Raw genomic sequence first — 13,049 nt, forward strand, 5'->3', positions numbered from 1 at the left:
CTTTCATGTAGAAGCGAGCCACGAAACACTTCCGGCTTTTGAGACAGCGGGCAAAAACAGGACTGCCACGGACGTCGTCTGCGACCCGAGACAGGCTATAGAAGTAAGTGCCAAGGCACTCCACGGCCGCTGGACCAATATGTCGCCTTTGGTGCGACATATTATCTCCATATCATATTAAATCGGCACGCAAATGCATCGAGGCCCTCAATGAGCGGTGAAAAAACAGAAAAGCCGACAGAGAAGAAGCTAAGGGATAGCCGCAACGACGGGAAGGTGTCGCGCAGCCGCGACATTACTGAGGCGGTCTCCTTATATGCCCCGATCGGATTCATCATTGCGACGGGGAACACTCTGTTCGATCAGTTTCGGGCCATTGCCTACCTAGCTTTGCAATTCGTGTCCGGCGACCATTCGGTAACAAATACCCTCGCGCAGATCTATCGACTCGGGGGCCTTCTGATCCTCTCAGTAGCCCCCGTCCTTGGCGTCGCCGCACTCTCCGGATTTGTCGCCTCGATCGCTCAGGTCGGCTTTCAAGTATCGATGAAGTCTGTTACGCCAAAACTAGAGAATGTGAGCCCGGCCAGCGGACTCAAAAGGATAGTGTCAGTGCGCACGCTGCTCGATATGTTGAAAACGCTGCTTAAGGCTGCAGCAGTCGCCGCAGTAATGTGGACGGTCATCGAAGGGATGCTGCCGTTAATTGCCCAGTCTCAATACCTCCCACTATCGGAACTCGCAAAAGTCTTCGGCCACGTGTTAAGCCGAGTTTTCCTTTTCGCGCCCGTTGTATTCCTCGTATTCGGTGTGGTCGACATCAGGATACAACGCGCGCTGTTTATGAAGGAACTGAAGATGTCCAAGGACGAAGTCAAGCGCGAGTTCAAGGACAGCGAAGGTGATCCACTGATCAAAGGGGAGCGACGACGGATCGCTCGCGAGCTTGCGTTCTCCGCGCCTCCAGGCCAGCGTGTTGCCACCGCGAATATGCTCGTGGTGAACCCCACGCACTATGCGGTAGCGGTGCGCTTTCAGCCTCGGGAGCATCCATTGCCACGAGTCGTCGCAAAGGCTGTTGACGAAGGAGTGGAAGGTTTGCGCCGCATCGCGCGCGACGCTGGCATCCCCATCATCGGAAACCCGCCAGTGGCTCGCGCTTTATATAAGGTCAATGTTGACGAACCAATTCCCGAAGCGCTCTTTGAGGTCGTGGCAGCCATTCTCCGATGGCTCGAGGCGATCGGCCCTGAAGCCATCGCCGCCTTGCGGCAGGAAGCAACCTAAACCGCGGAGCATCAGACGATCATGCTAAAAACGCTAAAACTCCCTGCTGTCGGCGAAGTCGGCGTTGCATTGCTGATAATCGCGATCATCTCACTGATGATTTTGCCATTGCCGCCCACGATGATTGACATTCTGCTTGGGATCAATATCGCCATCAGCGTCACCTTACTGATGGTCAGCATGTACATCAAAGACATTGTATCGCTGTCGGCCTTTCCAACACTGCTTCTATTTACGACGCTCTATCGCCTGTCGCTCAATATTGCTTCGACGAAGTCAATTCTTTTGCACGCGGATGCAGGACATATCATCGAAAGTTTTGGGAAGCTCGTGGTTGGCGGCAACCTGGTTGTTGGGCTGGTGGTCTTCGTCATTATCGCCACCGTCCAGTTTATCGTCATCGCAAAAGGTTCCGAGCGCGTGGCCGAAGTGGGAGCGCGTTTCACCCTTGATGCCTTGCCGGGTAAACAGATGAGCATCGATGCGGACCTCCGCGCGAATTTGCTGAGCGCGGAAGAAGCGCGTCGCAAGCGCGCGACTCTCGCAGTCGAGAGCCAGGTGCACGGTGGCATGGATGGTGCGATGAAGTTCGTTAAGGGAGATGCCATTGCGGGGCTCGCCATCACCATGATAAATATTGTTGCCGGCATCGCCGTTGGAATCGCCTATCACGGAATGACCGCGGCAGAGGCGGCTAACCGATTCTCGGTCCTGTCAATTGGCGACGCAATGGTCTCCCAGATTCCGTCTCTACTGCTGTCAGTCGCCGCTGGCGTGATGATCACCCGCGTATCGGATGATCGACAGCAAAACACGGGCTCATTGGGCGAGGAAATCGGACGCCAGCTGACCTCCAACACTCGAGCATTGTATGTGACCGCGATTCTCCTGCTCGCATTTGCCCTTGTACCCGGATTTCCATGGGTGCTCTTTGTCACACTTGCCCTCACCCTCGCGCTCTCCGCGTACAGGTTGAGCGCAAGACAACCACGCGAGAAAGCTCAGCAGGGTGTGTCATTGGCATCAATGCGGCGCGCGAATGCGAAAAGCGACGCGCCAACCATTCTCGCTTCCGCCCCAGCCTTCGCCTGTCCGCTTGGCGTGCGCCTTGCGCCGGGCCTGATCGAGCGTATGAACATGTCAGCCCTTGAGCAGGCCTTCTCGTTTGAGCGCGCCCAGTTGCAAGAGGATCTCGGGCTGCCGTTTCCGGGCGTCGTGATGTGGCCACATTCGAGCCTCCCACCAGACAATTTCGAAATCCTCGTTCAGGACGTCCCTCAGTTGAAAGGCGAGCTGCCTGCCGGCAAAGCCATGCTGCCCCTTGATGCGAACGCCGTGAAAAGGGAGAGCGCCCAAACAGGCAGCGCCTCCCCCGCAAACGCTCCAGAGACCGCTACTTACCCACCGATCGACGCTTTCGGTACTCGGACACGCTGGGTAGATGAGCGAGAAATACCAGCAAATACTGTAGTTTGGCGCATCGAGCGCGTCATTGCCCACTCGGCGGTCGCTTTCATCCGGCACAACGCACCACAATTCCTTGGCATCCAGGAAGTTCACTGGATTCTGGATCAAGCTGGACAGGACTATCCCGGACTGGTTGCGGAGCTTCAGAAGGTGCTTCCACCGCAACGCAGCGCAGAGGTCTTTCGTCGGCTTCTCGAGGAACGCATACCGATTCGCAACCTGCGTGCGGTCCTGGAAAGTCTCATATCCTGGGGACCAAAGGAGAAGGACCTGCTCATGCTTACCGAGTACGTGCGAGGCGATCTGTCGCGTCTTCTCGTCCATCGTGCGACCCATGGTGAACTCGAACTTTCCGCTGTGCTCTTCGACATGCCTGTCGAACAACATATTCGCCAGTCTATCAAGCAGACCCCTACCGGAAATTACATGGCACTTGCCCCCGACGAGATCAATCAGTTGATCAGCAAGATCGAATCTCTCGTAGTCGATGTGCCTCACAACAAAGTTGCGCTTGTCGCCTCAATGGATATCCGCCGCTACGTCCGGCGGATGATCGAAAACCGCTTGCCATGGCTTGATGTCTACTCCTATCAGGAGCTCGGCGAGCACGTCCAGCTAAAGCCGCTCGGTCGCGTCACGATCTAAGTTGAGGAGCACAAATATGAGCAATTCCGTTGGCCGGGCCGAACGCCCTCGTACCCCCCCCCGGCCGGACCAGAACAACGAGAGTCAGGCCAGGCGTCAGCCGGCCAGTCGGCCTTCCAAAACCGGTGCGGCACCCTTTTCATTGCGTACCGCGAAGCATTTCGGGCACTCTCACAGATCCGAACCCGCTTCATGCGACGACGGCCATGACCGGGCCGATTCGGCCGATGCAGATTCAGAATCCTCCAGAGCGTTGCTGTCGGATCGTCTGGTTACCCGCGGAGGTTCCGGTGAGGATTCCAGACAAGAGGACAATGGAGAGACGGAGCCTTTGCCCGAAATTGTCGACAGGGCGCTGCCGTCGAGCGACGCATCGACGGCGGCGTTAGTGAGCAGTCGTGTGGATGCCGCAGCAGTTCTAGCAAACTTGGGGCAGCAGGTCGTCGCACTGTGCTCCGAGCCGGCCATACGTGGACTTGGCAATTGGGAAATTCAGATGCCCCTTAATCAGGAATATTTCCCTAAAACAACCCTTCATCTGTCGCTTTCGGATTCTCGCGTTAAGTTACGTTTCGACGCGCCTGATTCACATACAAAAGATGTACTACTAATGTATAGCGAGGCGCTTCAAGTCTTGCTTAAACAGACTTTGCTCGATTATGGGCAGCATCTCGACGTTGAGGTTTTCGCCTTTTAGATAATTTATCGTGGACACACTACCAGGATCGCTCCCGACTGAGCGTACACGCGTGGCCCAAGACGGCTCGAGAGTGCCGGCTAGGTCCGCCGCATTGCGCCCGCAAAAAAGCGCATCTACTGAATGTGACCCGCGCCCCGGTCATGAGCAGACCAGTAAGCCGGCGGCTTTACTGTATTTACCGCAAGTTGACCCTTTGGTCGCACGGGTTTCGCAAACTTTGTGCGATAAACGGCTCGCATTGCATCTGTCGACGCACGCCGATATCGAAGATCTGCTCGTCGAACCCTTTCAAATCCCTCCAACATGGGAAAACTGCCTGATCATTGAGCTGATGCTGAAAGTGAAGTTCAACAGTTTTACCGTGTTTGTGGGCTTTAATGCAGATGCGTATCCAATTCTGAATGCAGCGATTGCACCCTGCCAGCCACCAAGTGAGCACGAGACAGCTTCGCCAAGCAACGCTTCTGAAAATAGCGCTGAGCCAACGAAATGGCAGCTATTCAAGCTTCGCTCTGCACTCGCGCGCGCATTGATTGAACCTGCATTGACGTTGCTGCAACACTGCGGATTCACTGATTACGCAGTAATGGATGCGCGCCCCCGGACACAGGTCAACCTGCGCCCGGATTTTGCGCGACTTGTCGTGTCATGCCGCGCACAGGGAAACAAACTTGAGTTTGTTTTATATGCCGACGCCAAAGTTGAAACGCTTACAAGTTTATGGCGGCAAGCGCCAGCGCCCGCACCATGGCCGCTGTACCTGCCTGGTCGACTGGTCGTCGGCATCAAAAGGTTGTCCTTCAGCATACTGCGTTCGCTCGCGTCGGGCGACGTAATAATGCGTGCATTGGTCCCACTTTTCGATGCGAGGCTACTAGATTTAACGTATGAGACGTGCGAATCGAACGAGTTTCCACAAGCATGGGCGATATGGGGTACCCCCGGACTCACCCGAGTATGTGCAGCAGTGCGAGTTCGTCAACATTTGCTCGAAATCATTAAGGAACCTTACATGTCCGACGTAACCGGCCCCGAAGATTCGGACCACGATAACAGTGCAAGTCCGACTGACGATCCCGTTCGCATCGACGATCTGGAGATACCAGTCACAATTGAACTGGATATCGTTAAACTTTCGCTCGCGCAACTCTCGTCGTTGGGTAGTGGCTACGTGGTTGAGCTTGATGCGCCGGTCTCCAGTGCTCAACTACGTCTGGTTGCGCACGGCCAAACGGTCGGCTATGGAGAACTAGTCGCGATCGGCGAGCACCTTGGTGTTCGTATCTTACGGATGGCAGGGCGATATGGCTCAGATGAATGAGGTAGTCGGACTCATGCTGATCGTCGTTGCGATCAGCCTACTGCCCTTCGTTGCGATGGTGGTAACTTCGTACGTTAAGATCGTCGTCGTATTAGGTCTTCTACGCAACGCCCTTGGGGTACAGCAGGTCCCACCAAATATGGTTGTTAACAGTATCGCGATACTCGCATCAATCTATATTATGGCCCCGATCGGTATGACAGCCGCAAAAACGGTGCAAAGCCAACCCGCGACCGAGCAAACGCCAACGCAGACAGTGATACGGGCGTTTGAAGCGGCGCGTGACCCGTTTCGCGAGTTCCTGCAAAAACACGCGGATGAACGGGAAAAACGATTTTTCGTGCACTCAGCAACCGTCCTGTGGACAAAGGAGGCTGCAGAAAAGCTGCAGGAGAATGACCTCATAGTGCTTGCGCCAGCTTTCATGCTTACGGAGCTCACCGATGCATTTAAGATCGGTTTCTTGCTGTATCTCGCGTTCATTATCATCGATCTCATTGTCGCCAACATCCTGCTCGCCATGGGGCTTAATCAGGTCACGCCGACGAACGTCGCAATTCCATTCAAACTGCTGCTGTTCGTGATGATGGATGGCTGGTCAACGTTAATTCATGGTCTAGTCCTAACGTACCGCTGAAGGTACTTTTGACACCGCCAACAACTGGAGATGCGTTCGTGGAAACCGATTCTCTTATTCGCCTCACCACCGAGGGTATGCTTCTCGTTCTTATGGTGTCGCTGCCGCCCGTCATAGCGGCAGCAGTAGTCGGCCTGGGCATTTCGTTCCTGCAGGCAATCACATCCATACAAGATCAAACTTTGTCGCTTGTGGCCAAACTTGTCGCCGTGACTATCACGGTAATCTTAACCGCCCCGTTGGAAGGGGCTGCGATTCTTCGCTTTGCCGATGAGATCGTCCGCGTTTCTATTCCATCATGAACTCTCGCTCCCGACGTATCCCGGCCAAGAGCGCCAAGCAGATCTATCAAATGGCAGCTCAACCCGTACCAGAAGTCACGCGTGTCTTACTGGACCATCACCATTTCGCACAGCTTTACCGGGGAACGGCCAGTTTTTCCTATGGACGCACCTGCCCGTGCCATGGCTTGCCCCGAGCAAGCACCACAAAAAAAATGATGGCCAAATTGGCTCGAAAGTACACGAAGCGGGATTCCCCCGCGGCGGAGTTGTTCGACACGGACAATCTTTGGCAATTCCACCAGCAAAATCATTCATTTTGTGTTGAGAAGCGAGGAAATGACAGCGGTGGCAATAGCCAACAGCAAGGTCAACAACAAGATGACCACGCGCCAATCGAAACGACAAACTTCCGGAAAACCCGAAAGAGTGGGAAGAAAGTAAGGCCACCCAGTTTTGCCGATGGTATTTCATCGCAATCCATCGAGACAGCGGCCGAGGGCACTCGTGCAAATGTCGTAAGCGACAATTGGTGCAGTGCCATGCTGGCGTTGATTGGACGAATGCTCAACGGCGCTACACCTCCGACGGACGTTCAAGCCAAACTGAGCGACCTTATGCTCGGATGGCACGAGTCGGAACTACGTTATGGGCCCTTGCCACGTCCCCAACTGGCGCTGCTGCTGGATATCCCTCAGGCGACGGGTGATGTGAGCACTAAAGCATTGCCAGAGCAAATTCGCGGCACGCTATTGCTTGTTCCTCTTGTGCTTTTGCAGGTTGGAGCGCCATTAACACCTCGACAGCGCGAGCGGGCCATAAACTTTCTGTCGACGATGCCCCATCGCAGCGACGGCGGCACAGAAGAATCGGACACAGATTTGGCGAACACATAAGCGATTCGCGGCAGTGCCGGTTGCGATACCGTTGTCTGGCAAGGGACTCGGTAATTGCCCGAAGAGAGGTTGCGGTACGGGCGGCCCTTTTTGTAGAGTCGACGCTTTCGCAACATTCGTATCGCAAAACTGGCATTCCGAGATGCGGTCATAACTAGCCTCACGCCGCCGATATGCGCACAACATCGTTGTTCCCGGGCAGCGATGTGGGCATATTTCATTTGGCCAGCAGACAAGCCCCCCCGGGCTAAAGTCCAGATAAGGCCTGAAGGATCCCTGAGTACGCGGCACTTTGCAGGCCGGTTTCCGCTTTTCCGGGTAGTCTCTCCACGCCATCCCATCAGCGCCGGCTAGGTCCCTGAGGACGTATGCGTCGATCCACCAACAGCGGGCACCAAGCCGTCTCTCGTGAGCAGTTTACCGCTCTAAGTAGTCTGCACATCGCCGTGCAAACTTGGCTTTTTTTGCTTCGCAGAGGCCGGTTTCACGGTTGCCGAAGCATCCGCCAGAGCCCTCCTCTCCACGGACTGCCGCGCCAGAGCTCGACGCCGAATGTTAATGGCCGCGTTAGGGTCGCGGTCGATCTTTAGTCCGCAGCCGCATTCGTAACGCGGTCGCTCAACGTGTTAGCGTGAATCATGCCGCAGTCCGAACAGTTCGGACCATTCAAGCTTGTCCTGCGCCAGAAACCGGTAGGCTGCCGCCGTCCCGGCCCACCCGCCACAAGCCTCAGGGATGCTTGCCGACGGACTGCCCGACAGTTGTTCGGCCAACAGCACTGCCCGCCGGTTCAGGCGCTTGTCGCCCAGATCGATATCCTTGAATTCCATTGCCGCCCAACTCTCCGTCGCTTGTGCCATTCGCTCGTCACGCAAAAAGCAGGAGTAAACGGCAAAGCGCCGCTTGTGATTACCCACATTTCGATTGCGAAACCTGGTAACCTGGCGTGCGTCACGAAGAGTGCGCGAGAAGAATGGCTGGGAAACGACAGGTGGAAGATCGGGCGTGGTTTGAGCGGGAGCTTGAGGGAAGCGAATTTCGGGATGCGCGGCTGAGCAAGCGGTTTGGAACACTGCTGGAACAATTATGGAAGGGTATGGGGCAGACCAGCTTGCCTGCCAGGACTGGGCCAATACCAAGGCAGCCTATCGTTTCATGAACAATGATCGCATCAGCGAGCAAGACATTTTGAGCGGGCATTTCCAGGCAACCGGACAGCGTTTTTGCGCCACCGATGGGCCAATTCTTGTCCTGCAGGACACCACCACGTTTTCGTATGAAAGGGAGTGTCCCGAACTCATCGGTTACGCTGGCAGCGCGATAACTTCCGCCCAGCGGCGAGGCAGGCAGAAGCCGAGCTCGCAATGCGGCATCCTGATGCATTCCAGTCTCGCGGTGACAACGCAGGGTTTGCCGCTCCGGCTGGCCGCCATCAAATTCTGGAGCCGAAAGGAGTTCAAGGATACGGCGAGCCGGCGTAGCAAGGTCAACTTCACTCGCATACCGATCGAGCAGAAGGAAAGCTTTCGCTGGATTGAGAATCTGCGGCAATCAACGACGCGACTCGGCGAGCCGGATCGCTGCGTGCAGGTCGGTGATCGGGAAAGCGACATCTTTGAGCTGTTTGACGCTGCCTGCGAGCCTGGAACGCATTTTCTGGTTCGTACCTGCACGAACAGGCTGTCCGGTGACGGCAGACATACCGTTGCTGACGAAATGTCAGAAGTGCGGGTCAAGGGATTACACCGGATCGAATTTCGCGACGCCAAAGGGAGCCCTCACCAGGCGCTTCTGGAGATCCGATACCGGCGCCTCACGGTCTGGCCGCCCCTCGCAAAGCAGCGATACTATCCAGCACTTGAACTGACTGTTATCCATGCGACGGAGCGCGGCGAGCCAGTGGGTCGCAAACGTGTCGAATGGAAACTGCTCACGGATCTGCCGGTGAACTCTCGTGTGGAGGCAATCGAAAAGATCGACTGGTACGCGATGCGCTGGAAAATAGAGACCTTTCACAAGAGTCTGAAATCCGGCTGCAAGGCCGAAGAGTCACAGTTGCGCACAGCCAGCCGCCTGACCAACCTGATCGCCATCTTCTGCGTCCTGGCCTGGCGGGTATTCTGGCTCACCGAGATCAATCGATCCGCGCCTGAGTCCTTACCGGAGGTGGCACTCACCGCAACCGAGGTGACGCTGCCTGACCAGCTCGTCAAAGATTCGGCACGCGCCGTACAGGCGCCTCCGCTATCTCGCAGCCTTATCAAGCTTGCTCAACTGGGCGACTATCTTGCACGCGTCAATGATCCTCCGCCCGGAAATAAAGTCATCTGGCGCGGCATGCATCGGCTTGTCGACATCCAGATCGGATACCGGCTGGGGCGTGAAAATAGTGGGTAATCACAAGCAAAGCGCGGAGGTTTACAACCCACTCAGCTCAACTTGTGTGTAATGGAATGACTTACAATGGCCCAACAGTCAAAGCCGAATTACGCTGGTGCGAGGCTCACGGCGTAGGCAAGGTCGGAGTGAAGATCAAGACGTTTATATGAATCTACTGATCTGCGTGAACAACGAAGGCTATGAGGCGTCGCTGGAAGCCCGCAACGTACGAGCGCGTCGATGACGAGCGCGCCGACAAGCTAGGCATGGTGCGCGTGGTGGACGAGTCCGGAGAAGGACTACCTGTAGTCGATCGACCCTTTGAGCCAATCCACGTCACTAAAAGGCTTGAACACCACTATTTTCTCACGCAGCCTGAGCTAGAGCGCGTCCGTCCAGAGCTAGACATACCAGAATGAAAATAACGAAGCAGTGCGAAGTACGCACTGATCTGATTCAAGGATGGTTATAAGAGATTCCGCACCGCTCACCTCGCGAGCGGTGCGGAATCTCTTTCGCCTCTCTAATCTTACCATGTCACAAAATCATTCACGGAATCTGTTATCGTACCATCGCTGGGTGAGCCGCAGTCCAGGCAGGATACGCAACGTGGTAATGGAATCAGGAACGTGGCGTTGTGCGCGCTGGACTGCCCCGTGGGAAGTAACCCGGGGAAAGCGCAGGCAGCGTGCGTTCGATGAGGTTTTTTATCGCGCACATCTGATCGCATCCTGAGTCGCTGAGCCATCAGAAACCCATATGCAGCGATACTCAATGTGGCATGGTGATGAAAGCCACGCCAGCCTCGCCCTTCGTAGTGACCGAGTCCGAACTCCTGTTTCAGGTCCTGATAATCGCGCTCGATGCGTCAGCGCATCTTTGCCACGAACACAAGCTGCTCAATTGTCGCCTCCCCGGGAGCGGTGCTCAGAAAGTATTTGAGTGGCTCCGGATCAACATCGGGCCATTCAATGAGCAGCCATTCCTCGTCGCGAACGGTACTTCGCCAATAGTCACGATGCGCGGGACGAACCCGTACGGCGGCAAAACGTGAGCAGAGTGCTGCGTTGCTACCTTCGCGCCAGGTGACGCTCTGCCAAGCGTTCACGGGCAATCACATGGCCAGTTCCTTCACCGCAAGCGGTTCGTGGCCAGACGCACGGCGCAGCAATGTCGGTGGCTTTCCGCGCCCGCTCCAGGACCTGGGCGGAAGCGGCGCCGTCCCGTGTGCCCACACAGAGGTGCCAGGCCGGATACCAACCGCGTACAGCAAACCCAGTTCAGTTACGCCATCCCGGAAAGCGGTTTCGTCACCGTACCCGGCATCGGCCAGCACGATGCCCGGCGCAACGCCCGCTGCCATCGCCTCGCGAAGTTGGGCCAGCGCAATCTGGGGCTTGTTCTCGAAGGCCAGATCGTCAGGGATGCCCGCACGACGGGCACGTTGCCGATCGTCAGTCCATTCCCTAGGGACATATAGCTGCCAAGCAACCCGCAGGCTGCCGCGTTGCGTCGCGATCGACAGCCTCACGGCGACCTGACAGTTGTCCTGCTTCCCGAGTTGCCCACAGTACTGACGCGCCACCCCGACCGAATGACGCCTCTTCTTTCGGAAACCCGTCTCGTCGATAATCCAGTAGTAACCGGTCTCTTCAGCAGCGTGCGCGTCTAACGCGGGCATCACCCATTCGTGTACTCGCTGCAGGACTGCCCGGTCAGACCATTCTGCCCTGGCCACAAAGTGGTGGAGTAACTGGTGCTTCGCGCTCGCGTGAAGTGGGTCAATATGCGCGGCCATCGGCTCTATGCTCTTGCGCGACAGCGGCAATACCAGGCCCGAACAATAGCCCTTGAGGCCGGCATGGCGATCGGCGTGCCCTAACGCCTGCGCCAGATGGTTCAGATACGCGTCAAATTCGTCGACATCAGGCTTCCTTCGACATCCGTTAGTGCCTTTTGCCCTATGGTAGCAGGGTACTTTGCGCCAATATCACTGATCTTGGCCTGCATTTGATGGAAGAGGTTCCGATCTCTGGGGTCTCCCGAAAAAGCTGGGAATTTACCAAGCATGTCTGCGAGTTTTGTAGCTTCAGAAGCCGCGTCTCCCGGCGAGATTGTCCCGTTGCTGATGGCTTTATCAAGTTTACTCACCTTGTTAAAAAATTTATTAGCCTTTTTAGTATTATCGCCAATAATTTGCCAGAAATTCTCCTTCACCGGCTTTTCAAGTGCTTTTGGCTCAAGTCCATCATATGCAGGAGGCGCATCCATATTCGCAAAAAAGTTGCGCGACGATCTGCCCGGAACCATCGGAGTGTAGGGAGCCATCGGGGTATAAGCGGGAGGCGACGCTGATCCGCTAGCCTGAGCGGTCGGCAAAGGAAGGTTCGGTTGATTTCCGCCAAAGGCACCGCTAGACGTGGCGTCGTGACCATAGCGTGTAGTCGGTTGATAGCCACCATAGATCGGGTTAAGTTCGTTGGGCATAGCGTTCAAAAGAGAAGTAATGGAGACTCCAACATTATGCATTCTCTAGCGGGTCCTGCCGCCCTAACGCGTAATAGATTACGCCCCGACGCAAACCGCGGAGAGCTGGATCTACGTGGCCAACTTCATCTTGAGGACTGGTCGATGGTCGACCGGATCTGACATCAGAGCGCGCAGAGGGTATCCGTAATCCCCATTCTAACAAACTTCTGCATAGCTCACTTTAATAGGCGCAATGCGGAGTTGCACTCCGGTGAACTGGCTTTCGTCGGATATGGGTCGTCGTCCTGGTTACCTCGATTCTACCGTGCGTCAGAAGTGTTCCTGACGAATGCGGAGGAGAAGATGGAGAATTTCTTCCCTGGCCCAGGCTGATCGATTCACTAGATGCTATGTGGGAGGGCAGTGACAGAAGCCCGACTGGAGTAAAGCGGAGTTCCACACTCGTTTTCTCCGAAGGAGCACGGAAATGGATATGCCTGAAACAGCCCTCCCACATAGCATCTAGGCGATCAGGCGGCTGAAACGGTACGCGGCGACATAATGAGTTGCCTAGCTTGCAATTACCCACTTCTTTTTAGCGCGAAACCTGGTATCCTGGCATACGTCATGTTCCGTGTGCGAGCGAGATGGGCGGCAAGCGACAGGCAGATGATCGGTCATAGTGCGATCTGGAAGTCCAGGGAAGCAATTTTCAGGACACCAGGCTGCATCGGCGCTTCGCAATCCTGCTGGAGAAGCTTTGGGCCGGCATGGGGCAGACCATCTCCTTTGCCTGCCAGGACTGGGCGTCGACCAAGGCCGCTTACCGGTTTCTGTCCAACGACCGTGTCAGCGGACACGATATTTTGAGCGGACATTTCGCTGCGAGTGCGGCGCGTTTCGCGGCAGCCGCCGGCACGATACTGGTTCTGCAGGACACCACGACCTTCTCGTATCAGCGCGAGCA

At 55.9% G+C, this 13,049-nt stretch carries 12 protein-coding genes and 1 pseudogene; 10 read left to right on the top strand and 3 right to left on the bottom strand.

Translation table 11 applies throughout. The features are described 5' to 3' along the window. Positions 1 to 210 precede the first annotated feature (210 nt). From sctU to HV796_RS34520, 7 genes are read left to right on the top strand one after another with little or no spacing between them, the layout of a single operon-like run. The gene (gene sctU, locus HV796_RS34490; RefSeq protein ID WP_175232367.1) at positions 211 to 1,287 is read left to right on the top strand and encodes a type III secretion system export apparatus subunit SctU; all 1,077 of its coding nucleotides are present in this window, start codon (positions 211 to 213) and stop codon (positions 1,285 to 1,287) included. A gap of 21 nt (positions 1,288 to 1,308) precedes the next feature. Beyond that, the gene (sctV, locus tag HV796_RS34495) at positions 1,309 to 3,399 is read left to right on the top strand and encodes a type III secretion system export apparatus subunit SctV (RefSeq protein WP_175232368.1); all 2,091 of its coding nucleotides are present in this window, start codon (positions 1,309 to 1,311) and stop codon (positions 3,397 to 3,399) included. A 16-nt stretch (positions 3,400 to 3,415) separates the two neighbouring features. Then, complete coding sequence (sctP, locus tag HV796_RS34500) at positions 3,416 to 4,096, top strand: type III secretion system protein SctP (protein WP_175232369.1); 681 nt, start codon at positions 3,416 to 3,418, stop codon at positions 4,094 to 4,096. Between the two features lie 52 nt (positions 4,097 to 4,148). After that, positions 4,149 to 5,420: a type III secretion system cytoplasmic ring protein SctQ gene (gene sctQ, locus HV796_RS34505; protein ID WP_217478078.1), complete on the top strand. Its 1,272-nt coding sequence runs from the start codon at positions 4,149 to 4,151 to the stop codon at positions 5,418 to 5,420. Beyond that, positions 5,404 to 6,057: a type III secretion system export apparatus subunit SctR gene (sctR, locus tag HV796_RS34510; protein ID WP_175232371.1), complete on the top strand. Its 654-nt coding sequence runs from the start codon at positions 5,404 to 5,406 to the stop codon at positions 6,055 to 6,057. The genes sctQ and sctR overlap by 17 nt, the downstream gene beginning before the upstream one ends. A 38-nt stretch (positions 6,058 to 6,095) precedes the next feature. Further along, entirely contained in the window at positions 6,096 to 6,359 is a 264-nt protein-coding gene (sctS, locus tag HV796_RS34515; RefSeq protein WP_175232372.1) for a type III secretion system export apparatus subunit SctS, read from the top strand. A gap of 50 nt (positions 6,360 to 6,409) precedes the next feature. Further along, on the top strand, positions 6,410 to 7,234 hold the full coding sequence (locus HV796_RS34520; protein WP_175232373.1) for a hypothetical protein: 825 nt from the start codon (positions 6,410 to 6,412) through the stop codon (positions 7,232 to 7,234). 626 nt (positions 7,235 to 7,860) lie between these two features. Here HV796_RS34520 and HV796_RS34525 read toward each other — a convergent pair. Next, complete coding sequence (locus tag HV796_RS34525; RefSeq protein WP_484555919.1) at positions 7,861 to 8,094, bottom strand: IS4/Tn5 family transposase DNA-binding protein; 234 nt, start codon at positions 8,092 to 8,094, stop codon at positions 7,861 to 7,863. A gap of 113 nt (positions 8,095 to 8,207) precedes the next feature. Between HV796_RS34525 and HV796_RS45985 the strand changes: the two genes are divergently transcribed. Both HV796_RS45985 and HV796_RS34530 read left to right on the top strand, forming a co-directional pair. Next, complete coding sequence (locus tag HV796_RS45985; RefSeq protein WP_377693408.1) at positions 8,208 to 8,393, top strand: transposase DNA-binding-containing protein; 186 nt, start codon at positions 8,208 to 8,210, stop codon at positions 8,391 to 8,393. After that, entirely contained in the window at positions 8,321 to 9,631 is a 1,311-nt protein-coding gene (locus HV796_RS34530; protein WP_246356192.1) for an IS4 family transposase, read from the top strand. Before HV796_RS45985 ends, HV796_RS34530 begins: the two co-directional genes overlap by 73 nt. A 603-nt stretch (positions 9,632 to 10,234) precedes the next feature. Here the strand turns inward: HV796_RS34530 and HV796_RS34535 are convergent. Together HV796_RS34535 and HV796_RS34540 are read right to left on the bottom strand one after the other, a co-directional pair. Further along, positions 10,235 to 11,516, bottom strand: a pseudogene (locus HV796_RS34535) (IS701 family transposase). Then, on the bottom strand, positions 11,513 to 12,142 hold the full coding sequence (locus HV796_RS34540; RefSeq protein WP_175232374.1) for a hypothetical protein: 630 nt from the start codon (positions 12,140 to 12,142) through the stop codon (positions 11,513 to 11,515). The pseudogene HV796_RS34535 and the gene HV796_RS34540 overlap by 4 nt, the downstream one beginning before the upstream one ends. A gap of 629 nt (positions 12,143 to 12,771) precedes the next feature. Here HV796_RS34540 and HV796_RS34545 point away from each other — a divergent pair. After that, positions 12,772 to 13,049 (top strand): IS4/Tn5 family transposase DNA-binding protein (locus tag HV796_RS34545; protein WP_175232378.1); only part of this gene is annotated, 278 nt, incomplete at its 3' end.

This window comes from Paraburkholderia humisilvae, from assembly GCF_902859855.1.
In the GTDB taxonomy this organism is placed as follows: Bacteria; Pseudomonadota; Gammaproteobacteria; order Burkholderiales; family Burkholderiaceae; genus Paraburkholderia; species Paraburkholderia humisilvae.